The organism is Shinella zoogloeoides, assembly GCF_022682305.1.
Taxonomy (GTDB): Bacteria; Pseudomonadota; Alphaproteobacteria; order Rhizobiales; family Rhizobiaceae; genus Shinella; species Shinella zoogloeoides_B.
In genome coordinates this window covers 1,008,872-1,029,989 of record NZ_CP093528.1, presented here as the reverse complement: position 1 = coordinate 1,029,989, position 21,118 = coordinate 1,008,872, and the positions used below count along the sequence as shown (strand labels likewise).

The following is a 21,118-nucleotide window of genomic DNA, read 5'->3' as shown; positions in this document are numbered from 1 at the left end:
TAGCGCACTGCTGCGCTAGGCGCGCTTCCCCCACGACCGGCTTCCCGTAGCAGCCGCAGCCGGTCGGCTGGCCTGCTGGCGGTTGTCGTTCGCCGCAGGTGCGCGGTTGTCGTTCGCCGGAGCCGGACGCGGCTGCTCGGCATCGATTGCCGGATCTGGCACGTTGCCCTGATCGGGGAAGTAGTAGGTCTTAATCTCGGCGCGGGCCGGATACTGACCGTCCTTCGACGGCTTGCCGAGGCCAACCTTTACAGTAAAGCTGCGGAAGTGCAGGTCTTCAGAATCAGAGACTTCGGAAAGTCCGATGGCGCGGCAAAGAGCGGCGAATTGCTGTTGTCCAATACGTTGCGCGACTTCGTTAGCGTTTTCTAAATTATAGGTACTGAACAGCTTTCTGCCCTTAAACTGCTCAGGAGCAATAACGACGTTGGTGGTCTTCAGTACCGTGCCGGTGCCAGACTTGGTGGGGCCGACGTCGCTTGCCTCGATCTCGAGAGAGTAAACACCGTTGGGCAGTTCTTCATACTCGCCACGCTGTTCAGTATCATGATCTTCGGCTTTGAAAGTGGTTCCAAGATTAGCCATTTCGTCGTCTCCTTCTGTGGTGTTAGCCCGCTATGGGCAGCGACGGCTGGAATGGTTTTTCCAGTCGAGCATGCTTTCTGATGTTGTCCTCTGCCCACAGTGGCTGCAGGTTGCTCAGAGCCCAGCATCGTTTAAAGTCGATATGTTCAGGCGCCGTGTAGTTAAACGCCGCCTTCGGTGTCTTGTGGTCGATGTGCCATTGACCGTAATTCTCCCACGTCATTCCCGGCTGGAAGAGACGCTCAAGGTGCGCCATAAGATCGTCCAGGCTATAGCCGACTAGGCTTTCCCACCGGCGGCCGGCCTTCCTGCCCCTGATGGCATGATAGATGCCGTTACCCATCGCATCATCGACCCTCCCTCGCGGGGTTGATCTCCGTAGCGCGTCACGCGCCTTGCCGTTCTTCTCGTACCATTCGTCCCATCCGGCTTTCACCTTTTCAGGATTTTCATCCCTCCATTTCGCCGAGGCGGCCTTCACTTTTTCTGGATTTTCTTCTCGATATTGAGCGGCGTACAGCAGGTTGGCTTCGCGGTTCTCCATGTATCGCTCGGCCTTTTTTTCCTTCAGATGCTCCTTGTTCTCACCATGCCAGGCACGCCATTTTGCAAGTATTTCCTCTGCGTTTTCTGCATAGTACCTCTTGCGATACTCGGTCAGATGGTCGGCGTTCTCCTCTCCCCACTTCGCTCTAGCTTCCATAGAGCACGCTATGCATCGCCGGTTGCTGGTGAACCGAGCCGAGACGTGGCCATACCCGCAAGGCTCTCCGGTGAAATACCGCCTCGCCCCGATATCCTTCGCCTCCGCGCGAGTGCGCGGAAGCCCCGCCCAATCATCAACCATCACTGCACGTAATAGAGCCAAGCGCTGGCGCTACTGGCTGTCTCGAACCGCTCGCGGATGACTGTCTCCAGCCATACGAAGCGCTTGCCGGACACGGTGCGGGCCGTGACCGGGAACCATGCGAACCAGTTTTCTCGGTGGAACATGGCGGTTAGCCCACAGCGGAAAGGCGAGCGATCTTGCCGCTCCGCACGCCGTAAAGCTTGCGGAAAGAGTCCTCATTCACTGAATGAAACGGCGACACCTCAATCATCGTCTGATGGAATGTGTGCATTTTACCGCCGCAGTTTTCGGTGAATTGCCTCGTGTAAATGTGAGTACCCTCTGGAAGCTCCATCACGCCGCCTCCTGCTCGTCGCGTTCGTCCGGCACGTTGTCGTTGGCCGGCGCCAGCGCGTTCCGCTGGAAGTAGAAATTGAGAGTTTTGAAGCCCTCGCCGCGCTTGAACGGAAGAGTTGGCTTCTCGATGTCGTAGCGGTTGCCCGCGATGAAACCGGGCCGTTCCTGCACGGCGATAAGCATTTCGCCGCCGCCTTCCCCGCGAGTGTTCGTCTTCTTGAACCCGGCGTCTTCCTTCTTGATGGACACTCGCTGGTGCAGGAAGCCGATCAGGTCTGCCGCGTCCACGACGATGCCGATGGCGTCGTCACGGAGGTTCGGCATGTAGCGCGGATAGCTGTCTGTCGTGACGCCTGGAACGGTTTTTGCCTTTACGTGCGCCAGCACGACCACGTAGAAGCCGGCCTCCTTGAGTTCCAGCATCTTGGCGACGAACTCGTGCCAGATATCAGAGGCGGCGGCGTAACCCTTGCCGTATGGAATATCCTCGATGCTGGCGACCTTGTTTTCCTGCGCCACCTTGCGCCAGATATGCTGTTCCAGTCCGTCGGCTGAATCCAGGACGAATGTCTTTCGGTCGGCGTTGACCTCTGTATCCAGCATCCAGTTCGCCTGCTCGATGATATCTTCGTAGCTTTCAGACACGCCGAACGACTTCATGACAACACCTGCCGGTGCGCGCTCGCCCTTGCCGGTGCGGACGTAAAGCGGTTTTTCGAACTCGCTAGCCAGCGTCGTCTTGCCGGACTTCGCGCCGGCATAGAACACGCAGAACGCTGGCTCCGTTTCCAGCGTGTCCTGCGGTTGCCCATTTTCCCAATTCAATGCCATGCATGTCTCCTCAGTTGGTAGGCGCTACTGGTGGTGGCCAGCAGCGCGTGGTGGTTATTCCGCCGTCTTGCTCTCCAGCCAGCCATAAACCTCAGCACCGACGAACCAGACGCCGATAGCTGCCCCGCCTACCGCAAAGGCAATCGGGATGAGCGCGTAGGTCAGGCCGATGACGGCGGCACATGCGGCTGCGGTGAGAGCTCGCTTCCAGACCCGGCGCGGTTTGTGGATGGTGCTGGCCGTTGGCTCGTGGTCCAGCGGTACAGCGGTGGGCGGTGGGTCGTTCCACCCGTCTCTGTATTTTGGCATGGGCGTCTCCTCTCCTGCTGCCGGTCGCCCAGCAGCAGGTTGGTTGGTGTGGTCGGTGGTTGGTTAGGCGGCGATCTTGTCGGCGCGGATGGTGATGGGCGCTGTCTTGCCGATATCGACCCAGACATAGCCGCCAAATCGCGCCAGCTCGTAGCCGTAGCCTTGGCCGGTTTTCAGCAGCTTGCCAGCCGCTGGCGAACCGTATTCCTCGTTGATGGCGTCCACCTGGGCGGAGACGGGCGTGGGTGCGGCGGGCGAGCCTGTGAGGGATGGTTCGGGCCATTCGGCGACGAGGTCATCACAAGCCGACATGGCCTCACATGCCTTCCGGGCGCTGCCATCAAATTCCCATACGCGACCGTCTCCAAGAGTCACGATGAGACCGGATCCAAGGTGCGTCGTCATAAGCGGCCCGACCTTCCGCCCATCGCGGGTCTTGTAGTAGCGGCCCGCCTCGATTTTCAGGGCTGCCGGTTGCGGGACGGCAACGGGCAGCGGTTCGAGATCTGATAGGTAGGCGAGTTGGTGCAGCACTCCGGCACTTTCTGTCGAAGCGTCGAGCCGGATTGCGTTACCAGTCACGCCGTCAACCACACACTCCGTCTCCGACGACACGGCGGGGTGGAAATTGTCGGTTTTGACAACAACCACCCGCTCCCCAACCTTCGGCACCCACGCCTCGACGATGTCATCGTCACCGTGAACCGCGCCGCCCGCCTTGTCGAAAATCCGCACGCGCCCGTCCACGACAGCTTCGAAGCCGGTGTCGCCCTTGGATACACGGCCCGTCACCTTGCCGTTGCGGGTGCGGTAGAATTTGCCGGGCTCGATGGTGAAGGTGGGTTCGATCTCGTGGTCGAAGAACGACCACAGCTCCGTGTCGATGTTGTCCCCGGCGTCACCGCGTACTGCCTTCACGGTGTATTCCTTGCCAGCAGTCGCACCGTGTCCGCTGAACGCAAGCGCCTTGTCACGCGGCAGCACCCGCACCCGATCGCCAATCTTGAACTTACACATCACGCAGCCCCTCCCGTCGTCGTATCCTCGCGCAGTGCGCGCCGCTTGGTGAAATCAACACGAACAACGTTCGTGTTGTCGTCCTCCGCTGCCGGCGGCGCGCCGTCCGGATCGTGCTCGATTTCGATGCCGTGCCACCAGACAAGCGAAACGCCGTCGGCCAGTCGCACCTGGTACTCGCCGCCCCAGTTGCGTTCGTTGATGATCTGGCCGGTCAGGTGCGGATTCTGTCGCGAGCGAACCCACTCGCCGAATTCGAAGTATTCGCAGTCGCTCATGCCGCCACCCTCTCGACCGCCACCCCATCCACAGACGGAATGCGGACTAACGTCACCGGCATTTTGCCGCTCGTCGTCGAGCAGCCACCGTTGCGGGCTGTCATGCGCGTGACACGGTGAGGATTGTTGTCATTGGCTGGGCCGGGAAGCGGCGTACCGCCGAGCGCGCGGTTGAAGCGCTGGTAGACCGTCATGGGTTTGACGTTGTATCTGGCGGCGATGTCTGCGACGGTATCGCCACTTTCACGGCGAGTGCGCATATCCGCCAGCATGGTGCTGGTGATTTTCGTCATCTTGTCTCCTCTTGTGTGGTATTTCGTCGGCCTGGTATTGCCAACAGTCCTATTGTGTATTACGATTTTACAATTTTGTCAATACCTCCAGGTGATAGATGAGCCAGATCAGCCAGAAACTACTAGAAAAACAGATAGCCCTAGCCGCCGTCGACCGCGCCGTTGCGGCCGAATTGTCGGCCATTCACGGCGCGCACGGCGGCAAGGAAATCAGCCAGCAGACTTACAACGCGTGGAAGAAAGGCCGCGTGCCAACCGACTCCTACACAACGACGCTGGCGCAGTGGCTTGGCCTTCCCGTCGACGAAATAGCTGCGATGCTTGCCGCAGACCGCGCCGCAGGCGGGCCGTCCCGTTTGTCCGCGTTTACCTCCCTCGCCTACGTTGCCGAGCGCGGGAAGATCGCCGACCGCAAGGAAGGCAAGTACCGCTTCGCTGGACAGCGCCCCGTCCCGGAAGGTCGCTACGTCATGCAGGTCGACACGAAGGTCATGGAGCCGATCTTTCACGTAGGCACGCAAATCTGGCTTGATCCCGCCCCGATGGCGCGGCCCGGCAATGAAGTTGTCGTGCACTCCGGCGGCTTCGGCTGGCTCGGCATCCTGCGAGATTGGAATGGCACGACCGCCAAGATAGACAGGCCGGCCACTGGCCCGCTGGAACTCAAGGGCGTGGATGCTATCCATGTCGTCATTCTGTCCAGTCGGGTGTAGCTGCGGGCTGGTGGGCTTGTGCGGCCGGATATGCCGCATCCGCCGCGTGCCGTAGCGCGTCGATCTCTTCCAGCAGCTTATAGAAGGCGTAGCAGGCCGTCTCGCCGCTGATGGCGGCCTCAATCGGGCCGGACGCTAGGTCAGCGGCGCAGATGACGTTCTGGATGGCGGATTCCAATTGGGGGTGCGGGGGCATGATGGGCATCCTCTTGACAAAATTGTATTTTCTTGGTAGCCATCCGCTGCCGCCTGGTAAGCGGTATCGAACGGGGCGCGTCAAAGGCCGGTCTCAACCTGTCTCCTCCGCGCCTCTAGTAGGAAACCCAACATGCAGACTTAACGGGTGGTGCCGGCCGAAAGGTGTCTGCTTGTTGGGGTTTATGCGCTGGTAAGGCGCAATGGGCGGAAGGCGCGCAGGACGTGTGGGGCCTGGGTGAGCCGCGCCTTCCTCTGGTAAACTTTCTAGGCGTTCGCTACGCGACGAGTTCGCCCATCTTCAAAGATTTGTACGTGAGCCAGTCGGTGGAACCCCTGCTGGTATTGCACTCGTGGCAAGCAACCGCCTTGTTATCCAGGTGGTTGGATCCACCTTCGCAGCGACGGCGCAGATGCTCTATCGTCGCGGCACGCGGATGGACATTCCCGTTCTCAAGGGCCGTCATGTGGTGCAGCAGCCGGCGTTCGCAATAGCAGCATTTTCCGCCCTGTTTTGCGATAAGGAGCGTGCGGTGCTTTTGCGCCGTGGTCTTGCGCTTCGTCATGCTGCGGCCCTCGCTGCACGGTACTTTTCAATGAACGACGTCAGATCGAACTGGCTGGCGAATTCTTTCTGCCAATCTGCTGACCACGCCTCAAACATTTGCATTGCCGCGCTCACCTCAGCGAACGCCTGATTCTTTGCGGCACGCGCCATGTCGGCTATCGGCGACGAAATCGAAACGTCGTCTTCACGCTCTTCGCGCTTGCGATCCTCCGGCGAATCCGGCGGGGCAGAGCCTTGAAAAAAGGTTGCCTCGGCGGCGGCCTCCCCGACCGCCAACACAGCATCCGCATGGTCTGGAGACGTCAGGTCCATCATTGGGAGGGGCGCAGCAGGCGAGTTATCGTTCGCAGGCAGCTTGCGGTCCTTGTTGGGAGCGCGCTCGCGTTTAGGCTTGGCCGCTTTGGCGCTGACCTGCTCGCCTGCGATGGCGCGCTTAATCAAGGCGCGGCGAGTCTCTGGGTCGAGCCGCGACAGCGCCTCTAATTCGGTGATGGAGTCTAGGGAGGTTCCGACCAGCTTAGGGGCAACAGATCCAATTGCCTTGCCTGCTGCTGCGGCGCGCTGAATTGTTCTTTCGCCCTTGCCGCTAATTTCGGCGGCGGTTTTGGTGAAGCGGTCTGTTCTATCTTCTGGCAGTTCGCCATTGTGGCGAACTGCCACCTTCCCGCCCGTGTGCTGATTCCCGCGATCCCCACCATTTTTCGTCTCAGGAAACTCCAGCTCATACAGCACCTTGCGGCGTGCTGTGGCGTAGACGAATTCGGCGGGCTTTAAATCGGTGCGCGCCATGTTCTCTTCGATCATGGCAAGCTCGGCCATGTTGTCGCTTAGATTTGTTACGTTCGCATCGATCTCTTGCCAACCAAGCCTCTTGGCGGCTTCTAGGCGATGTCTGCCGGCGACAAGCTCCCATTCTTGGAATGGCTGCCCGGACTTATAGATAGTGAGAGGGCGAACGCGGATAGCCGACTGAAGGCCGTTTATGTCCATGCTGAGGACGAGTTTGGCGACCCCATCTTCGGATACGGTGCGCTTGATGACGTCGTCCCGAAGATGGATTTCCGATACCTTCACCGACTGATAGCTACCCGCGCTCATTGCTTTATCCTTGGAACGTCGTGCCGGCGATGCGAACGTAATCCGTATCGACGACGTGTATCTGAGTCAGAGATTTGTTTGCGAGCCATGCATTCCAGGCCGTAGCAGGAACCGCGATTGTCTGGTGCATGTCACCCTTGTTGAGGGTGCGCGTAAGCATATCCATGACGAATGTGTGACGCGGGTCGCCCTTTTTCAGGCCATCGTTCTTGGCAACACCAGACCAGAATTCCTTAGCCTCGTGTGGGCGGCCCTTGAGTGTGGCAAGGGCAACCGCGGTGAACCGCACCGGGTTTGCCGGAGACCCCAACTTGTGAGAAGTAGGGTCTATGACAAGCAAGACGACGAACAAGTTTTCTCCCGAAGTGCGCGCCCGCGCCGTTCGAATGGTTGTCGAGCATGAAGCAGAGCATCCTTCGCGGTGGGCGGCCGTGTCTTCCATAGCTGCCAAGATCGGCTGCTCGGCGCATACGCTCAATGAATGGGTGAAGAAGGCTGAGGTGGACAGCGGCAAGCGAGCTGGCCTGCCGAGTGACGTCGCCGAGAAGATGAAGGCTCTGGAGCGGGAGAACCGCGAGCTTCGTCAGGCCAACGAGATTTTGCGCAAAGCCTCTGCGTATTTTGCGATGGCGGAGCTCGACCGCCCAATGAAGCGATGATTTCCTTCATCGACGAACACCGCTCGGTGCTCGGGGTCGAGCCGATCTGCAGGCTGCTGCCGATTGCCCCGTCCACCTATTATGAAGTCGTCGCCAAGCGCACGGACGTGGGTCGCCTATCGGCCCGCGCCCGGCGCGATATGGCTATGAAAGTCGAGATACGCCGGGTGTTCAACGAGAACTTCCAGGTCTATGGCGTGCGGAAAGTGTGGCGACAGTTGCAGCGAGAAGGCTTCGATATCGCTCGCTGCACCGTCGCAAGGCTCATGAGAATGATGGGTCTTCAAGGCATCATTCGTGGCAAGCCGATCAAAACCACTGTATCGGACAAGTCTGCCCCGTGTCCGCTCGACCGCGTCAATCGCCACTTCAAGGCTCCCGCGCCGAACATGCTGTGGTTATCCGATTTCACCTATGTCGCGACCTGGCAGGGCTTCGTTTACGTGGCCTTCGTGATCGATGCCTTTGCCCGACGTATCGTCGGTTGGCGGGCAAGCCGGACTGCCCATGCGGGCTTTGTCCTCGATGCTCTGGAGCAGGCACTTCATGATCGGCGGCCCGTCAAACGGGGCGGGCTGGTTCATCATTCCGACCGCGGCTCGCAATACGTGTCGATTCGCTATTCTGAGCGGCTGGCGGAGGCGGGCATCGAGCCGTCTGTCGGGAGCGTCGGTGATTCCTATGACAACGCTCTCGCCGAAACGATCAACGGCCTTTACAAAGCCGAGGTCATCCATCGCCGGGGACCATGGCGCAACTTCGAAGCCGTGGAGTTCGCCACACTCGAATGGGTGGACTGGTTCAACAACCGACGCCTTCTGGAGCCCATCGGCAACATACCGCCAGCCGAGGCAGAAGAACGATACCATGCCATGCTGGACGCGCCAGCCATGGCCGCATAACTTAAACCAAACGGTCTCCGGTAAACTCGGCGCGGTTCAAAGTGACGCCCGCGCCAAGAAGTTTCTTTTTGAGCTTGCTGTCCCCGCCTTTTAGGCACGCATCAAACATGCGAGCCTCGTCGGCATATTTCTCCATCAAGCGAAGGCGGGAATCCACCACGCGCGCCAGAAGGACTTCACCCTGCTCCCTCTCCCTGCCGGCACGGAAACGAGAGATAATGAAGGGCATGGAGCTGTAAACGGCTTTGCCAGTCTGCTTGGTGATGCCATGCTTGGCGGCATATCCAATGGCGCCAAGTATCTGCGCCTCGCTACGGCCCCGCGAATTGGTATTGAACTTGTGGAACGCTTGCAGGAATGACTCCTCGTCATCATACTGGTCGATCTTCACGTTCCAAAGGATTTTGCAACCGGACATGGACTGCCCGCGCAGCCGGTGATTGCCGTCCATCACCCAGATGCGGCCGTACAGCACACCGAATCGAATCTGGGTTTCCTCCATCCATGCGTCTGGTGTCTGCATCATCGCAACAAGGGTGGCGATGTGCTCCTGAGCGGACTGATGGTCGAGCGGTCGAATGGACTGCTGAACAGGATGCACGCAATTCGTCGTAAGAAACATTGCCTGCTCCGGCGACAGCCGAACGTCTCCCGCATGAAGGAACGCCAGCGCAGGACTCGGAAAGGCGTTCGGCGGCGCGTCGTCACCACCACCCGTCGCGCTCACGGCCGCGACAACCGCGTGATCGATCGGCTTCGCGACGGCAACCGCGCGGGCCGCCACACCGCGAGAGCGCTTCGTCTCCACCACAACGGGCTTCGGCACGTCTTCTAGAATGCGGGGCGCGGAACCGGCTTTCGGCGCTGCCCGCTTTGCGAACACCGCCTCTGCGACCTCTCTGGCGCTCATGATCTTACGTGTCTGTCTCTGATGAACGTTCATATCGTCTCCTCTTACGTGGTGATGGTGGCTCGGCGAAATGCCGCTCCTACTAAAAGGAAAAGGCCCCGCCTTTCATCGGGGCCTTCACGGCGGTCCACGAACGGCCCGCCCTCTTCTTCTGAGGTGCGCCCTCATGGCGCTCCGTCTTCTGTCTTCGTGGTTCGCATCTCAGTCTCCTCTTTCGCTCTTGGCGGCGTGTCGGCTCTTGTGGCCGGTGGCTGGTTACGGGGAGAGTTATCCCATAATCGAATAAATCAGTCAACCCAATCTATTCGTTTTTCGGAAAAGATTTTCATTGCGCGTTATGCGATAAGCGCACAATGGACAACACGATGACTATGGACGACTTCCGCAAGTGGCTGCTCGACGGGCTTGAACGCGTCGGCGCTTCGCAATCCGATCTGGCTAGGCACGTTGGAAAGCCCGCGAACTACATCAACAAAATATTCACCGAAGGCAGGAAGATTGGCCTGGAGGAGTACGTTGTCTTTGCGAAGTTCATCGGTGAGGCGCCAGTCAAGGTTCCGATTCTGATTCGCGGAAAGGTTGGCGCTGGTGGCCATGTCTATGGCCTCGATGCCGGCGTAATTGGCGAAGTGGACAATACCGGAGACTACCCCATAGACACGTCGGGACTTGAGGTCGAGGGCGGCTCTATGGGTGAGCTTATTCCAGATGGGTCGGTTATTTTTTACGACACCATTTACGAGTATCCGCAAGACTTTCATATCAACGAGATATGCGTCATCTGGTGCGCGGATGGGCGTACGATGGTCAAGCGCTTGCTGCGCGGCAGCCGACGTGACCGCTGGTCTCTTTATTCCCTGACCGGCGGCACGGTCGAGGAAGACGTATTCATCGACCATATAGCGAAGGTTACTGGCGTAAAATTTCGCTAGAGTTGCGAGAATCGGTGCCTCCTGCTGCCGCAAGAGGCACTATTATCCTTTTTTCGAATCTTTCTGTTGACACACTTGTCCTTTTATCGCATACCTCTCCTCACGCACTGACCAGGTGCGCTACCACGCCGTGTGTACGGCAAGAGGAGAGAGAGATGGCCAAGAGATCTGGCGATGCTGAAGAGGCGCGCGCACTCACCACTTATAAGGGCTTCAACAAAGACATGACCTGCACGCCGTCGGGCGTCAGGTTTCAATATGAAGTCGGGAAGACTTACACGACGGACAAGAAGGTCACCCGCTGCGGCGCTGGAGCCTTCCACTCGGTCCTTATGCCGCTTGATGCCTGGAACTACTATGGGCCGGCAACCAGCGTATTCGCGCTGACCACTGCGTCCGGCGATGTCGCCGATGACCCTGAAAGCGATACCAAGATCGCTTCCGCTTCGATCTCCATCGATATGGAGCTTCATCTCCCCGACTTCATCAAGAAGGCAGTGGCGTGGATTAAGGAAGCCGCGAAAGAAAGCGTGACAACCGGCTACCGCGCCCACGCGGCCAGCACCGGCTACCGCGCCCACGCGGCCAGCACCGGCTACCGCGCCCACGCGGCCAGCACCGGCTACCGCGCCCACGCGGCCAGCACCGGGAATGGCGCCCACGCGGCCAGCACCGGGAATGGCGCCCACGCGGCCAGCACCGGCTACCGCGCCCACGCGGCCAGCACCGGGGACTACGCCCACGCGGCCAGCACCGGCTACCGCGCCCACGCGGCCAGCACCGGGGACTACGCCCACGCGGCCAGCACCGGGAATGGCGCCCACGCGGCCAGCACCGGGGACTACGCCCACGCGGCCAGCACCGGGAATGGCGCCCACGCGGCCAGCACCGGCTACCGCGCCCACGCGGCCAGCACCGGGAATGGCGCCCACGCGGCCAGCACCGGCTACCGCGCCCACGCGGCCAGCACCGGGAATGGCGCCATCTCCGCGGCACTCGGCGCACGCTCAACTGCAAAGGCTGAAGTCGGCGGGGCGATCATGCTGGCGCATTACGACGAAACTGTCTGGCCGCACAACCTTCTGGCCGTGCGAGCTTCGCTTGTCGGTCAAAACGGCATCGAGGCCGGCAAGGCCTATCGCCTCACCGCCAACGGCGAATTCGAAGAAGTCAAAGAGTAGGCGCCGACCAAGCGTCCACCGCACCGACCACATTGAGGAGACCACCATGTACAGACCGAACGAAGACGACTTTCTGCCAGGCCCGTCCGCTCATAGCGACGAGCCGATGCGCCGCCCCGACTACAAGGCAAAGAAGCACGGCAAGCCGAACCACGGCAATAAATGGCCCGGCTTCCCCGGTCCTCGCGCAAACGAGGAGATCGGCGGCGGCCATTTCGTTTTCAAGCGCGGGCGCACGACGGGGCGCATAAAGACGGGCCACATCCCGTTCGAGCACGCAACTTATGAATCTGCGATCAACGAAGCTGCGCGGCTGTCCGTCGAGGTAGGCGGCAAGTTCGAGGTGCTCTCGCGTGTCGGCGGCGCGGAGGTTGTGCGATGAGTGGGGCGGCGGACAAGGCGCCGGGCTTAAAGCCGATTGAAGCGGCGCGCATTCTTTCCGAGTTCTTCGACGAACCGGTGGACGCCGTTCGCCAAAAGGCGCGCGTTCTTCGTGATGCTGGCATCATCCGTAAGGAGACAGCCGGGCGCGGGGCGGGCAATCTTTCTGACCTCGAGATCGCTCAACTCGTTGTGGCGGTTGGCACCGGTTGTCGGGCCTGCGAAAGCGCGTCAGTCGTGAAATTCCACGGGCATGAAATCGCCTGCCTGGCGGACGCCTTGGACGATGGAAATGCAAGGACGTTTGTCTTCAAGCGACCGCTGCGCGGCAGGGTCGTCACGGTTGAAATCGGGGCCGCCATCATTCCGCTGCTGCGGTCGGCGCTTCGTCGCAAAGCCGAGGGCCGCACCAATGCGTAGTGCCCCAGCCGCCCCCGCCATCACCCCCACCAGCGCCCCGCGCTACCCGACGCCGCTTGCCGACGCCGCCCGCGAACGTACGCGCCAGCTTATGGCAACGCACATGCGTTCTGCGCGCATTGAGCTTGCCGTTGCAACCGTCATTTTCGCCGCGCTCGGCTTTGCCGCAGCTTGCGCCATCTAGGAGATTCCCATGAACACCCGCACCACAAACATACTTACTGCCAGAGAATTCATCGCGCAGGGCACGACTGCCGGCGCTATCATGTCGATCGCCGCGGCGCAAACCGTAGCGGGCGCGAGGGCCAGGGTCGAGGCGGTGGCGCGCGAAGTTGCGGCTATCACCGGCCAGTCGCTGCAAATCCCCGGCGCCGTTACCAAGGCCAGAGAAAGCCGTCGCCAGCGCCCCGCCAACGACAATCGCCAGTGGCGGAGGGCGGCGTGATGGTTGAGGTGAATGAAGCGCGCCGGGGAGACTCGGCGCGCATTCAGGGCATGGTGCGCTCCATCGACCAGTACCGTAACGGCCAGCCGAAAGCAGTTGCAGATGGATCGTATGCGCAGATCCTCTATGCGCTGACCGACTACAAGCACGACGTTCTGGTGCTCTGGGATTTCGCCGTTTCGTCCGCCCGCCAGGCAGAGGCGTTGCAGCGGGAGAATGCGGAGCTGCGGGAGGCGCTGAAGCCGTTTGCGGTAATCGCCGGCAGATTTTCCGACGAAACAAGCCGCCGATTGAAGCCCGACGATCATAACGTTTGGGGATATGGCGACGAGCGCACGCTGACCTACGGAGACTTCCGCCGCGCCCGCGCACTCCTCGGAGGATATGAACATGCAGAGTGAACTTACCGAACGCGCCAAGACGGCGTGGAACAGCATCGCCGACGAATTCAACCAGTGGGATGCGCTGGGTCTGGACGAACAAGAAACTTATGTCGCCATCACCGCCGCTCTTGTCGATGTGCCGGCGGTAGAGCCGGACTGGTGGCTGGTGACGACCGAAATGGGCAAAGTCATCTTCCACGGCCCCGATAAGGATCGGGCAGAGCGTGTCGCCGCAATTCGCGGTCGCCCTGTCACGCCCCTCTACGCCTCCCCCTACTCCCGCAACGCGCTGGATAAGGAGCGGGGAGAATGAGCGAGAACTTGCGCAATGGTTGAATTAGGCCCATAAGAACGCAAAACGAACATAGAGAAAACGGCCATGGGTAGTATGTGTGCAGTTTTTTCTACTCTTTCGCCGTTTGTTCGCGGTTTATCCCGTATTTTCCCGTATTGAGAAATTCCGGCAACAAAATCCGTAAAAATGAAAAAAGCCCTTGCTAGACAAGGGCTTTTTAGTTATTTCGGCCCGGAGCGGAGAGGTGGCCGAGTGGTCGAAGGCGCTCCCCTGCTAAGGGAGTATACCGGAAACGGTATCGAGGGTTCGAATCCCTTCTTCTCCGCCACTTCGGAACAAAACCGGGAACGCCGATTCCCGCCGATTTCCCTCCCTTGGCGGCTACCAGCGTCCTCAACAGGACGTTTTTGCTTCCTTTGATGTAGATCGCGTCGTCTGCGACCTCGACGTGTTGGGCGAAGGCCCGGACGTGTTCCCGCCGATAGCCGCCCTTTCCAAGCCGCAGTCGGGTGCGTGCTTCGCTCGCCAGTTCCCGCACGGCTGCCCCGGTGAGGCGCTGGTGGGTAGAGCTTGCGAGCATGGCTTCGATCCGCGTGGCATCGGCCCGCGCCTGATCCCGAAGCGCCGTGAGGCCCGCGATGCGCTCGCCAAGGGAAGACTCGGCCGGGTCGAGCGAACCGGCTTCAATGGCATCGTAGAGGCGCTTGAGGCGGTTGTCGGCCTCGGCCGCGCGATGGTTCAACTCGGCAATATGCTGGCTGCGCCGCTCGACGCCTTCCTGCCGGCGATCCAGAAGCGAGGCGAGAACGTCTTCGATCCGCTCGGGGTCGAGAAGCCTTTCCTCGATATGCGTCACCACCATGCGGTCGAGCTTATCCATCGGGATCGCGCGGCCCTTGCAGCCTGTGTCGCCCTGCCGTGCCCGAATCGAGCAAGCATAGTAGCGATACCGGCCGTTCTTGCCGGTGCGCAGCGTCATTGCGCCTCCGCAATTGCCGCAATGGCAGATGCCGGTCAGCAGGTTCGGGCCGCTGACGACGCGCGGCGGCGTCACCTTCGGATTGTTGACCTTCAAGCGATTCTGCACGGCCTCGAATATCTCAAGGTCGATCAGCGGCGGCACGGCGACGGTGACGATTTCCTCCTCCGGCTTCACCACGCCCTTATTGGAGCGGCGATTGAAGCGATGCTCGCCGATATAGGTGCGCCGGGTCAGGACACGGTGAAGCTGGCCGATGCCCCAACGCCCGCCGTTGCGGGTAAACATGCGGTGCTTGTTCAGGTGATTGACGATGTTCTTGACGCCCATGGGGCCGGACGTGCCGTCGCCTTCCGATGCAAGGCGGAAAATCAGCCGCACGGTGTCGGCATGGAGCGGGTCGATCTCCAGCTTCTTCTTCATCTTCGCGCCGCGCTGCTCGGCATCGACGACACGGTAGCCGATGGGCGGCAGGGAGCCGTTCCAGAAGCCTTGCCGGGCGTTCTCCTTCAAGGCGCGCATGACGTGCTTGCCGTTCTCCTTCGACTGGTATTCGTCGAACAGCGCCATGATCTGCCGCATCATGACGTGCATGGGGTCGTCGCCCATCTCCTGCGTGATGGACACCAGCTTGACGCCGTTCTTGGCGAGCTTCCTGACGTTGAACTCCAGCTCGAAGTGATCGCGGAAGAACCGGCTGAACGAATGGACCACGACGACATCGAAGGGCGCGGGCTTGGACGTGCCGGCCTCGATCATCCGTTGGAACTCGGGGCGGCGGTCATTGGTGGCCGAAGCGCCGGCTTCCACGAAGGTTTCGACAAGCTGGTAGCCGCGCGAGACACAATAAGCCTCGCCCTGCTTGCGCTGGTCGGGGATCGACACGTCATGCTCGGCCTGCCGCGTGGTGGAAACGCGCAGGTAGAGCGCGGCGCGCAGCGCAACATGGGGACTTTGCATATTCATGACCGGACTCCTTCCGCCGTGCGACGTTCTATCAGCGGCAATTCCAGCTCCACGCGGTCATGCAGCACCTTAGGGACGAGCTTCTGGCCCTCGCCGGGGTCCATACGGATCAGGCCGTAGCTCGCCATCTTCTTGAGGGTTCGGGACAGGTTAGGCTTCGCCCGTCCCGTGATCCGCGACAGTTCCTCCAGCGAACCGGGTGACTGCTCGTCGATGACGCGCAGCAACTCGCGGTTCCCGCTCGAAAGGAGCTGCGCGAAGGATTCCATGGATGTGAACCACACCTTCGGATCGTCGGGTGCGGGCTTTTCCTCGCCTTTGGCGATCCGCATGGTGCGCGCCTTCATCTCGTCGTAGTCGGCAATCCCGACTTTCAATGTGGCCATGTTACGCCTCGTTCCTTCAACACCGCGTCCGCCGCCTGCCAGAAGTCGGCCAGCAGCGTGGCCGCATCCTCGTAGGCGTAGGGCTTCACGGTCTGGAGGCGATGCCGGTGGTCCATCGGCTCGCCCCGCCTTCCTCGGCCGACCGGATGGGCGTTATCGAATCCGACCAACCGTTCGCCCGAAGGCCCGTGAAGCGTGAGCGAATAATCGAGGCCGTGCGGCTTTTCCGGCGAGGCCGGAACGCGGGTGACGACGAACTTCACCCAATGGCCGCCCTCGGGATCGACAACGAGCACCTGTCCGTCGAGGTCCAGAAGCGTGTCGAGGCTCGGGTCACGATCCTCGCTCATGGCTTAGTGTTATCATCGGAGGATAACCGTTGCAAGTCCTGATTGCCAGGATCGTCGATTGGGCCGAACAGTCGGTCGAGCACGTCACCGAAATACCGCTCGAAGATTTGCAGTTCTTCCTCGGTGATCGGCACCTTCTCGGGCCAGTCGTCGAAGACAGGCAACGACACCACATCGACGATGCGAAGCGGCGACCTGCGGCGCTCCCGGCCGTCCGGCGTAGGTTCGTCGGCATAGTCGAAAAGATCGTCGGGAAGTGTCTCGGGGACCGGCTGTCGCGGTCGCCCTTTGCGGGCGCGACGGCGCTCTGCACACATGGAATCCTCCTTGGTTCTGGTGGATTCCGGGGCGCTGTAGGCCCCGGAATTGGGCGAACCATGGAGGGCAGTCGGCGGGCTGTAGCGTGCCGCATTTGCGTCTATGCGCTGGCGGCACCCCTGCCGGGATGGGACTCAGTTGGCGGCTCGCCGTGCCTTGGCGAAGCCGCGATCCGTGGCGATGAACCGCTCCAGCATGGGCACGATGAGCCTGACGGGATCGGCGACGGGCTGGCCGCTCTCGCGGGCCAGCACCTCGGCATAGGCGGTCAGATCGCGGTGAAGCGGCGCGGGTAGCTCCACCGTCACCTTCACGGGCTTGTCGTCGGGAAGCGGGCCGAGTTTCAGCTTGGTCATGGTCAACCTCCTGCCGGCTCAAATACAAGGTCGCGGGTGACGATGATCCTGACCGGGAAGCCGGGCCGGATGGTGAGAGTCGGCGCAACCTGCAACTGGCGCTGCACGATCTGCTGGCCCGCCTGATTGACGGTATCCTGCGCCCCGTCGCGGATAGCTCGAACAAGCCGGTCCTCGTCGCTGGTCGCCAGCTCCGTGCCGACTGCGAGCAGCGTGGACAGCCCTGCGGCCTTCATCAGATCCCACCAATGGTAATCAACCCCGTCTTCCAGCCCGGCATAGCCGCTGGCGTCCGCGCCCGGCAGGCGCTCAAGGACGATGGAACGGCCACCGGGCAGGATCAGGCGATTCCACACCAAGAGCACCCTGCGCTGGCCGAAGGTCACGCCGTCATCGTATTGACCGATGATGCGCGTCCCTTGCGGGATCAGGAGCAGGCTGCCGGTCGGGCTGTCATAGACGTTCTCGGTCACTTGCGCCGTGATCTGGCCCGGCAGGTCCGAGCGGATGCCGGTGATGAGCGCGGCGGGGATCACGGCCCCGGCCTGAAGGATGTAGGGCGATGCCGGCGGCGCGACGCGATCCGGCGCGATGGTCTGCCGGTCCACGGGTCCGTTGAGGAAAGCCGCGTGCCGGTCTTGCGTCGCGGGCTGTCCGCCGAGGCCGAGTCCTGCAAGGCCGGGCATGGACGTTCCTGCCGGCGCTCCCGTGCGTGGGCCGGACTGGAAAAACACGTTGCTCAAGCGCGCGGCTTCTTCCTCGGCGCGGCGGCGTTCTTCTTCGGGATCGACGGCGGGCGTCGTCATGACGGGCGGCGCGACCGGCTGTCCCCTGTTCTGCGCGTCGAGGATCGGACGGCCGAGGTCGCCGGGCAGCGCCGGGCCGAGCACCGGCCCCGTATAGTCGCGCGGCAAGCCGGACAGGCCGTCCGCCGTTGGGCGGTTCTCGGTCGAATAGAGTTCTTCGCCTCCCGGCCCTGCATCGCGGATCTGGAGCGCGTAGATCAGTGCGCCGCCGATGCCGAGCAAGGCGACCGCGCCGACGCCTGCCAGCATCTTGCGAGACAGGCGGGTGACGCGCGGCGGTTCGGCGCGCAGGCGCATGGGCGCGATGGTGTCGCTGATGGTGTTGTCGGTCATGACGGGGAGCCTCCGGTCGCGCTGGCGGGCTGTGCGGCAGCGGCCTGCGTCGGGTTGATGCGAACGATCCTGACGACCTGCTGGCGGTTGCCGTTGCCAAGGCGCAGCTCGGCCGCGCCGAACAGGCGGTCCACGATCAGGACGTTCTGGTGGACTCGGCTGTTGACGATCTGCGGTTCGCCATTCGTGCCGAGCACGAAAATCGGCGGCATTTCGCCCTGCACGATCCCGGCCGGGAAGACGACATAGACGCGCCGGCCATCGTCGAACACGGAAGCCGGCCGCCATGGCGGGTTGTCGCCCTGCACGTGCAATGCATAGCGGTAGTTCCGCGCAGCCTCGGCCGGGATGATCGGTGCGGCTGGAACGGTGTGACGCTGGCCGGCAGGCGGTGCGGGATAGGCCCATGCGACGGCCGGCATGTAGAGTGATTCCCGCGCGCGCAACTCGATCATGTAGGTGCGCCGGTCGGTGGTGACGACAAGGTTGGTGGAAATGTCAGGTCGCGTCGGTTTCACGAGGATATGGACGCGGCGGTTCGCACCGCTGCCGCTCTCGGTGTCGCCTATGATCCAGCGGGCGGTGTCGCCGGCCGCAATCGGCCCCGCGCCTGTCAGGCTCTCGCCCGGCTCCAGCGCAATGGTCGTGATCTGCCCGACTGCGGCATAGACCTGATAGAGCGCGCCTTCCGACCACGGATAAATCTGGATTGCATTGTAGTAGCCTTCCCGGCGCGGCTCGACGCGGGCGGCTGCATTGGCGTTCTCGACGCGGCCGGCCGGCGTCCCTGCGGCGGTTCCTCCACGCGCGACGGTCCATGCAGGGGGCACACGCAAAGGCCGGGGCGTGTTATCGGTTGCCGCCGCCTGCACGGTTGGCAGCGGGGGTACGCTGGCGTCATAGCTGAATTGCGGCGTCCGGTTGGTGGCGCAGCCTGCGAGCATGGTGGCAGAAAGCAGCACGGCCGCGATTGTGGGGGTGCGGGTGATCGTCCTCATTGGCTCATCTCCCGCGACCACGAAATTGCGTTGACGTAGATGCCGAGCGGATTGGCGCGCAGCCGTTCGGCATCGCGCGGCGGCTGGATGGCGATGGTCAGGATCGCGGTCCATCGTTCCGTGCTGGAAAGCTGGCCGTTCTCGAAATGGCGTTCGGTCCACGCGACGCGGAAGCTGTTGGGGGACGCCCGGATGACGCTAGACACCTCGACGGCGACCTGTTGACGGCCGACCTTGGCGAAAGGATCATTGGCGCGGGCGTAGTCGTTGAGCGCCGCCGCCCCGCGATCCGTGGTCCATTCGTAGGCGCGAAGCCAGTTCTGGCGGACAATGATCGCGTCGGCCGGGATCGCGCGGACCTGCTCGATGAATCGGCCGAGATGGAAAGCGATCTGCGGGTCGGTCGGGCGATAATCGGCGGCGGCCGGCGCGACGGTCTGCGCCTGTCCAAGATTGTCCACCTGCACCACCCACGGCACCACGGTCCCGCGCGCGGATTGCCAGACCAGCGCCGAGGCGAAGCCGGCCGACAGGATCAGGGAACCGAAGGCCATATAACGCCAGTTCCTCGCCTGCACGCGGGCCGAGCCGATACGCTCGTCCCATGCCTGCGCGGCCTTCTGATAGGGCGTCTCGGGTTCCGGCGATTTGCCGTAGTGGGTTGCTGGTCGTTTGAAGATGCTCATGAGCGGTCACTTTCGGAAAGGTTGATGGAGGAACCGGAGCCGTGGCTGTCGCCGGAGCGCACCGCATGGGCGGCCATGGTCGTGCCGTGGTTCATGGCCTGCGAGCGCCGCATCCGTTGCGCCCATGCGGGCGGGCTGCCGGCCGGGCCGGATGCTGCTGCGGTGGGATCGGCGCTCGCGCCGCCGACCGTGCCTGCGGTGGATGAGCCGCCGGTCACACCGAAGGCGGCGCGTGCGCCACCGGAAAAGCTGGACTTGACGCTCTCGGTGGCTTTCGAGACGGCGCGCTTCAAGGGAGAGACGGCGGCCGAGCCTGCGGCGCGGGCAACACCACCAAGGCCGGAAGCAACACCGACCGCGCCGGACTGGCCGAGCGCGCCGACGCTATAGGCTGCGGTTGCCGCGCCCGCGGCGGTCGCACCGCCGCGGACGGCCGCGGCCCCACCGGAGAGGGCGGCAGCACCGCCCTTGGCCGCAAGCATAGCCCCGCCGCCAGCGGCGACACCTGCACCTGCGACCGCAAGGCCGGTTCCCACGGCCGCGCCCGCGCCGAGCTGCGGGCCGCCAGAGACGATGCCGTTGGCGATGCCGGGGCCGAAGATGCCGAGGCCGAGCAGCGACAGGGCTGCCAGCACAATCGCCATGGCGTCGTCGATGGTCGGGGTTGCCCCGCCGAAACCGGCCGTGAATTGCGAAAATAAGGTGCTGCCGATGCCGATGATGACGGCGAGCACCAAGACCTTGATGCCGGACGACACCACATTGCCCAAGACCTTCTCGGCCATGAAGGCGGTCTTGCCGAACAGGCCGAAGGGGATCAGGACGAAGCCGGCGAGCGTGGTCAGCTTGAACTCGATCAGCGTCACGAAAAGCTGGATGGCGAGGATGAAGAAGGCCAGCACCACCAGCGCCCATGCAAACAGCAGGCACGCGATCTGGATGAAGTTCTCGAAGAAGCTGATCCAGCCCATCAGGTCGGAAATGGAATCGAGAAGCGGACGGCCGGCGTCGAGGCCGGTCTGCGCCACGCGGCCCGGCCGCATCAGATCGGTGACGGAAAAGCCGGTGCCCGAGGCCATGAGGCCGAGGCCGGCGAAACTCTCGAAGACGATGCGGGCGAGGTTGTTCCAATTGCCGATGATGTAGGCGAAGACGCCGATGAACAGCGTCTTTTTGACCAGCCGCGCGATAATGTCGTCATCCGCGCCCCATGCCCAAAAGAGCGCGGCGAGCGTCACGTCGATGACGATCAGCGTTGTGGCGATGAAGGCGACCTCGCCGCCGAGCAGCCCAAAACCACTGTCGATGTAGGAGGTGAAGACTCCGAGGAAATTGTCGATGACGCCCGTGTTGCCCATG

General features: G+C 62.2%; 32 protein-coding genes, 1 tRNA gene, 1 pseudogene and 1 other annotated feature. Of the genes and pseudogenes, 11 read left to right on the top strand and 23 right to left on the bottom strand.

Translation table 11 applies throughout. The features are described 5' to 3' along the window. Nucleotides 1–15: 15 nt before the first annotated feature. From MOE34_RS05235 to MOE34_RS05195, 9 genes are all read right to left on the bottom strand, one after another. Nucleotides 16–585 carry a DUF669 domain-containing protein gene (locus tag MOE34_RS05235; RefSeq protein ID WP_242221628.1) on the bottom strand — a complete coding sequence of 190 codons (570 nt, stop codon included), beginning with the start codon at nucleotides 583–585 and terminating at the stop codon, nucleotides 16–18. A 22-nt stretch (nucleotides 586–607) separates the two neighbouring features. After that, entirely contained in the window at nucleotides 608–1,288 is a 681-nt protein-coding gene (locus tag MOE34_RS05230; protein ID WP_242221626.1) for a hypothetical protein, read from the bottom strand. A gap of 143 nt (nucleotides 1,289–1,431) precedes the next feature. Then, entirely contained in the window at nucleotides 1,432–1,578 is a 147-nt protein-coding gene (locus tag MOE34_RS05225; protein WP_242221624.1) for a hypothetical protein, read from the bottom strand. A 5-nt stretch (nucleotides 1,579–1,583) separates the two neighbouring features. Continuing rightward, on the bottom strand, nucleotides 1,584–1,769 hold the full coding sequence (locus tag MOE34_RS05220; RefSeq protein ID WP_242221622.1) for a hypothetical protein: 186 nt from the start codon (nucleotides 1,767–1,769) through the stop codon (nucleotides 1,584–1,586). Then, on the bottom strand, nucleotides 1,769–2,602 hold the full coding sequence (locus MOE34_RS05215) for an ATP-binding protein (RefSeq protein WP_242221620.1): 834 nt from the start codon (nucleotides 2,600–2,602) through the stop codon (nucleotides 1,769–1,771). The genes MOE34_RS05220 and MOE34_RS05215 overlap by 1 nt, the downstream gene beginning before the upstream one ends. 54 nt (nucleotides 2,603–2,656) lie before the next feature. Next, nucleotides 2,657–2,911, bottom strand: coding sequence for a hypothetical protein (locus MOE34_RS05210; RefSeq protein WP_242221617.1), 255 nt, complete (start codon nucleotides 2,909–2,911; stop codon nucleotides 2,657–2,659). Nucleotides 2,912–2,974: 63 nt separating this feature from the next. Next, complete coding sequence (locus MOE34_RS05205) at nucleotides 2,975–3,928, bottom strand: hypothetical protein (RefSeq protein ID WP_242221615.1); 954 nt, start codon at nucleotides 3,926–3,928, stop codon at nucleotides 2,975–2,977. Continuing rightward, nucleotides 3,928–4,206, bottom strand: a complete 279-nt coding sequence (locus tag MOE34_RS05200; protein ID WP_242221612.1) for a hypothetical protein — start codon at nucleotides 4,204–4,206, stop codon at nucleotides 3,928–3,930. Before MOE34_RS05200 ends, MOE34_RS05205 begins: the two co-directional genes overlap by 1 nt. After that, complete coding sequence (locus tag MOE34_RS05195; RefSeq protein WP_242221610.1) at nucleotides 4,203–4,499, bottom strand: hypothetical protein; 297 nt, start codon at nucleotides 4,497–4,499, stop codon at nucleotides 4,203–4,205. The genes MOE34_RS05200 and MOE34_RS05195 overlap by 4 nt, the downstream gene beginning before the upstream one ends. A 98-nt stretch (nucleotides 4,500–4,597) precedes the next feature. Here MOE34_RS05195 and MOE34_RS05190 point away from each other — a divergent pair, with 98 nt between their 5' ends. Beyond that, nucleotides 4,598–5,212 (top strand): hypothetical protein, encoded by a 615-nt coding sequence (locus MOE34_RS05190; RefSeq protein WP_242221608.1) that lies wholly within the window; start codon nucleotides 4,598–4,600, stop codon nucleotides 5,210–5,212. Here the strand turns inward: MOE34_RS05190 and MOE34_RS05185 are convergent. From MOE34_RS05185 to MOE34_RS05170, 4 genes are all read right to left on the bottom strand, one after another. After that, on the bottom strand, nucleotides 5,190–5,408 hold the full coding sequence (locus MOE34_RS05185) for a hypothetical protein (protein WP_242221606.1): 219 nt from the start codon (nucleotides 5,406–5,408) through the stop codon (nucleotides 5,190–5,192). The genes MOE34_RS05190 and MOE34_RS05185 overlap by 23 nt on opposite strands. Before the next feature lie 277 nt (nucleotides 5,409–5,685). Next, nucleotides 5,686–5,973 (bottom strand): HNH endonuclease, encoded by a 288-nt coding sequence (locus MOE34_RS05180; RefSeq protein WP_242221604.1) that lies wholly within the window; start codon nucleotides 5,971–5,973, stop codon nucleotides 5,686–5,688. Then, nucleotides 5,970–7,073 carry a ParB N-terminal domain-containing protein gene (locus MOE34_RS05175; protein ID WP_242221602.1) on the bottom strand — a complete coding sequence of 368 codons (1,104 nt, stop codon included), beginning with the start codon at nucleotides 7,071–7,073 and terminating at the stop codon, nucleotides 5,970–5,972. Before MOE34_RS05175 ends, MOE34_RS05180 begins: the two co-directional genes overlap by 4 nt. A gap of 4 nt (nucleotides 7,074–7,077) precedes the next feature. Next, nucleotides 7,078–7,425 carry a hypothetical protein gene (locus tag MOE34_RS05170; RefSeq protein WP_242221600.1) on the bottom strand — a complete coding sequence of 116 codons (348 nt, stop codon included), beginning with the start codon at nucleotides 7,423–7,425 and terminating at the stop codon, nucleotides 7,078–7,080. Here MOE34_RS05170 and MOE34_RS05165 point away from each other — a divergent pair. After that, nucleotides 7,403–8,634 (top strand): IS3 family transposase gene (locus MOE34_RS05165; RefSeq protein ID WP_129567183.1). Its coding sequence is split into 2 segments (ribosomal slippage): nucleotides 7,403–7,694 and nucleotides 7,694–8,634, totalling 1,233 coding nucleotides; the frame shifts between segments, so codons are not numbered across the junction. The genes MOE34_RS05170 and MOE34_RS05165 overlap by 23 nt on opposite strands. Continuing rightward, nucleotides 7,687–7,803 (top strand) — a sequence feature (AL1L pseudoknot). Its footprint overlaps the gene before it by 117 nt. Before the next feature lies 1 nt (nucleotide 8,635). On the opposite strand, the gene MOE34_RS05160 is transcribed toward MOE34_RS05165, so the two are convergent. Then, on the bottom strand, nucleotides 8,636–9,577 hold the full coding sequence (locus MOE34_RS05160) for a hypothetical protein (RefSeq protein WP_242221598.1): 942 nt from the start codon (nucleotides 9,575–9,577) through the stop codon (nucleotides 8,636–8,638). A gap of 332 nt (nucleotides 9,578–9,909) precedes the next feature. On the opposite strand from MOE34_RS05160, the gene MOE34_RS05155 reads away from it, so the two are divergent. The 9 genes from MOE34_RS05155 (at nucleotide 9,910) to MOE34_RS05115 (ending at nucleotide 13,909) form a co-directional block, all read left to right on the top strand. Next, on the top strand, nucleotides 9,910–10,476 hold the full coding sequence (locus MOE34_RS05155; protein WP_242221596.1) for a LexA family transcriptional regulator: 567 nt from the start codon (nucleotides 9,910–9,912) through the stop codon (nucleotides 10,474–10,476). A 155-nt stretch (nucleotides 10,477–10,631) separates the two neighbouring features. Beyond that, nucleotides 10,632–11,657, top strand: a complete 1,026-nt coding sequence (locus tag MOE34_RS05150; RefSeq protein ID WP_242221594.1) for a DUF7666 domain-containing protein — start codon at nucleotides 10,632–10,634, stop codon at nucleotides 11,655–11,657. A 46-nt stretch (nucleotides 11,658–11,703) separates the two neighbouring features. After that, nucleotides 11,704–12,039, top strand: coding sequence for a hypothetical protein (locus MOE34_RS05145; RefSeq protein ID WP_242221592.1), 336 nt, complete (start codon nucleotides 11,704–11,706; stop codon nucleotides 12,037–12,039). Next, nucleotides 12,036–12,458, top strand: coding sequence for a hypothetical protein (locus tag MOE34_RS05140; RefSeq protein WP_242221590.1), 423 nt, complete (start codon nucleotides 12,036–12,038; stop codon nucleotides 12,456–12,458). The genes MOE34_RS05145 and MOE34_RS05140 overlap by 4 nt, the downstream gene beginning before the upstream one ends. Beyond that, entirely contained in the window at nucleotides 12,451–12,642 is a 192-nt protein-coding gene (locus tag MOE34_RS05135) for a hypothetical protein (RefSeq protein WP_242221588.1), read from the top strand. Before MOE34_RS05140 ends, MOE34_RS05135 begins: the two co-directional genes overlap by 8 nt. Nucleotides 12,643–12,651: 9 nt before the next feature. Further along, nucleotides 12,652–12,903: a hypothetical protein gene (locus tag MOE34_RS05130; protein WP_242221586.1), complete on the top strand. Its 252-nt coding sequence runs from the start codon at nucleotides 12,652–12,654 to the stop codon at nucleotides 12,901–12,903. Further along, complete coding sequence (locus tag MOE34_RS05125) at nucleotides 12,903–13,304, top strand: hypothetical protein (protein ID WP_242221584.1); 402 nt, start codon at nucleotides 12,903–12,905, stop codon at nucleotides 13,302–13,304. Before MOE34_RS05130 ends, MOE34_RS05125 begins: the two co-directional genes overlap by 1 nt. Further along, nucleotides 13,294–13,599 (top strand): hypothetical protein, encoded by a 306-nt coding sequence (locus tag MOE34_RS05120; protein ID WP_242221582.1) that lies wholly within the window; start codon nucleotides 13,294–13,296, stop codon nucleotides 13,597–13,599. The genes MOE34_RS05125 and MOE34_RS05120 overlap by 11 nt, the downstream gene beginning before the upstream one ends. Before the next feature lie 220 nt (nucleotides 13,600–13,819). Beyond that, nucleotides 13,820–13,909: transfer RNA gene (locus tag MOE34_RS05115), tRNA-Ser, on the top strand. A gap of 576 nt (nucleotides 13,910–14,485) precedes the next feature. Here MOE34_RS05115 and MOE34_RS25560 read toward each other — a convergent pair. From MOE34_RS25560 to trbL, 9 genes and pseudogenes are all read right to left on the bottom strand, one after another. Beyond that, nucleotides 14,486–15,520, bottom strand: a pseudogene (locus tag MOE34_RS25560) (recombinase family protein); the annotation flags it as partial. Nucleotides 15,521–15,522: 2 nt separating this feature from the next. Beyond that, on the bottom strand, nucleotides 15,523–15,912 hold the full coding sequence (locus tag MOE34_RS05110; protein ID WP_242221581.1) for a transcriptional regulator: 390 nt from the start codon (nucleotides 15,910–15,912) through the stop codon (nucleotides 15,523–15,525). Continuing rightward, entirely contained in the window at nucleotides 15,900–16,262 is a 363-nt protein-coding gene (locus MOE34_RS05105; RefSeq protein ID WP_242221579.1) for a toxin-antitoxin system TumE family protein, read from the bottom strand. Before MOE34_RS05105 ends, MOE34_RS05110 begins: the two co-directional genes overlap by 13 nt. Beyond that, entirely contained in the window at nucleotides 16,259–16,579 is a 321-nt protein-coding gene (locus MOE34_RS05100) for a hypothetical protein (RefSeq protein ID WP_029074222.1), read from the bottom strand. Before MOE34_RS05100 ends, MOE34_RS05105 begins: the two co-directional genes overlap by 4 nt. Before the next feature lie 135 nt (nucleotides 16,580–16,714). Then, nucleotides 16,715–16,936 (bottom strand): DUF2274 domain-containing protein, encoded by a 222-nt coding sequence (locus tag MOE34_RS05095; protein ID WP_029074221.1) that lies wholly within the window; start codon nucleotides 16,934–16,936, stop codon nucleotides 16,715–16,717. A gap of 2 nt (nucleotides 16,937–16,938) precedes the next feature. Beyond that, nucleotides 16,939–18,075 carry a TrbI/VirB10 family protein gene (locus MOE34_RS05090; protein ID WP_029074220.1) on the bottom strand — a complete coding sequence of 379 codons (1,137 nt, stop codon included), beginning with the start codon at nucleotides 18,073–18,075 and terminating at the stop codon, nucleotides 16,939–16,941. Next, entirely contained in the window at nucleotides 18,072–19,073 is a 1,002-nt protein-coding gene (gene trbG, locus MOE34_RS05085; protein WP_029074219.1) for a P-type conjugative transfer protein TrbG, read from the bottom strand. Before trbG ends, MOE34_RS05090 begins: the two co-directional genes overlap by 4 nt. Then, the gene (gene trbF, locus MOE34_RS05080; RefSeq protein ID WP_029074218.1) at nucleotides 19,070–19,759 is read right to left on the bottom strand and encodes a conjugal transfer protein TrbF; all 690 of its coding nucleotides are present in this window, start codon (nucleotides 19,757–19,759) and stop codon (nucleotides 19,070–19,072) included. The genes trbG and trbF overlap by 4 nt, the downstream gene beginning before the upstream one ends. Further along, nucleotides 19,756–21,117: a P-type conjugative transfer protein TrbL gene (trbL, locus tag MOE34_RS05075; protein ID WP_029074217.1), complete on the bottom strand. Its 1,362-nt coding sequence runs from the start codon at nucleotides 21,115–21,117 to the stop codon at nucleotides 19,756–19,758. Before trbL ends, trbF begins: the two co-directional genes overlap by 4 nt. Nucleotide 21,118: the final 1 nt, after the last annotated feature.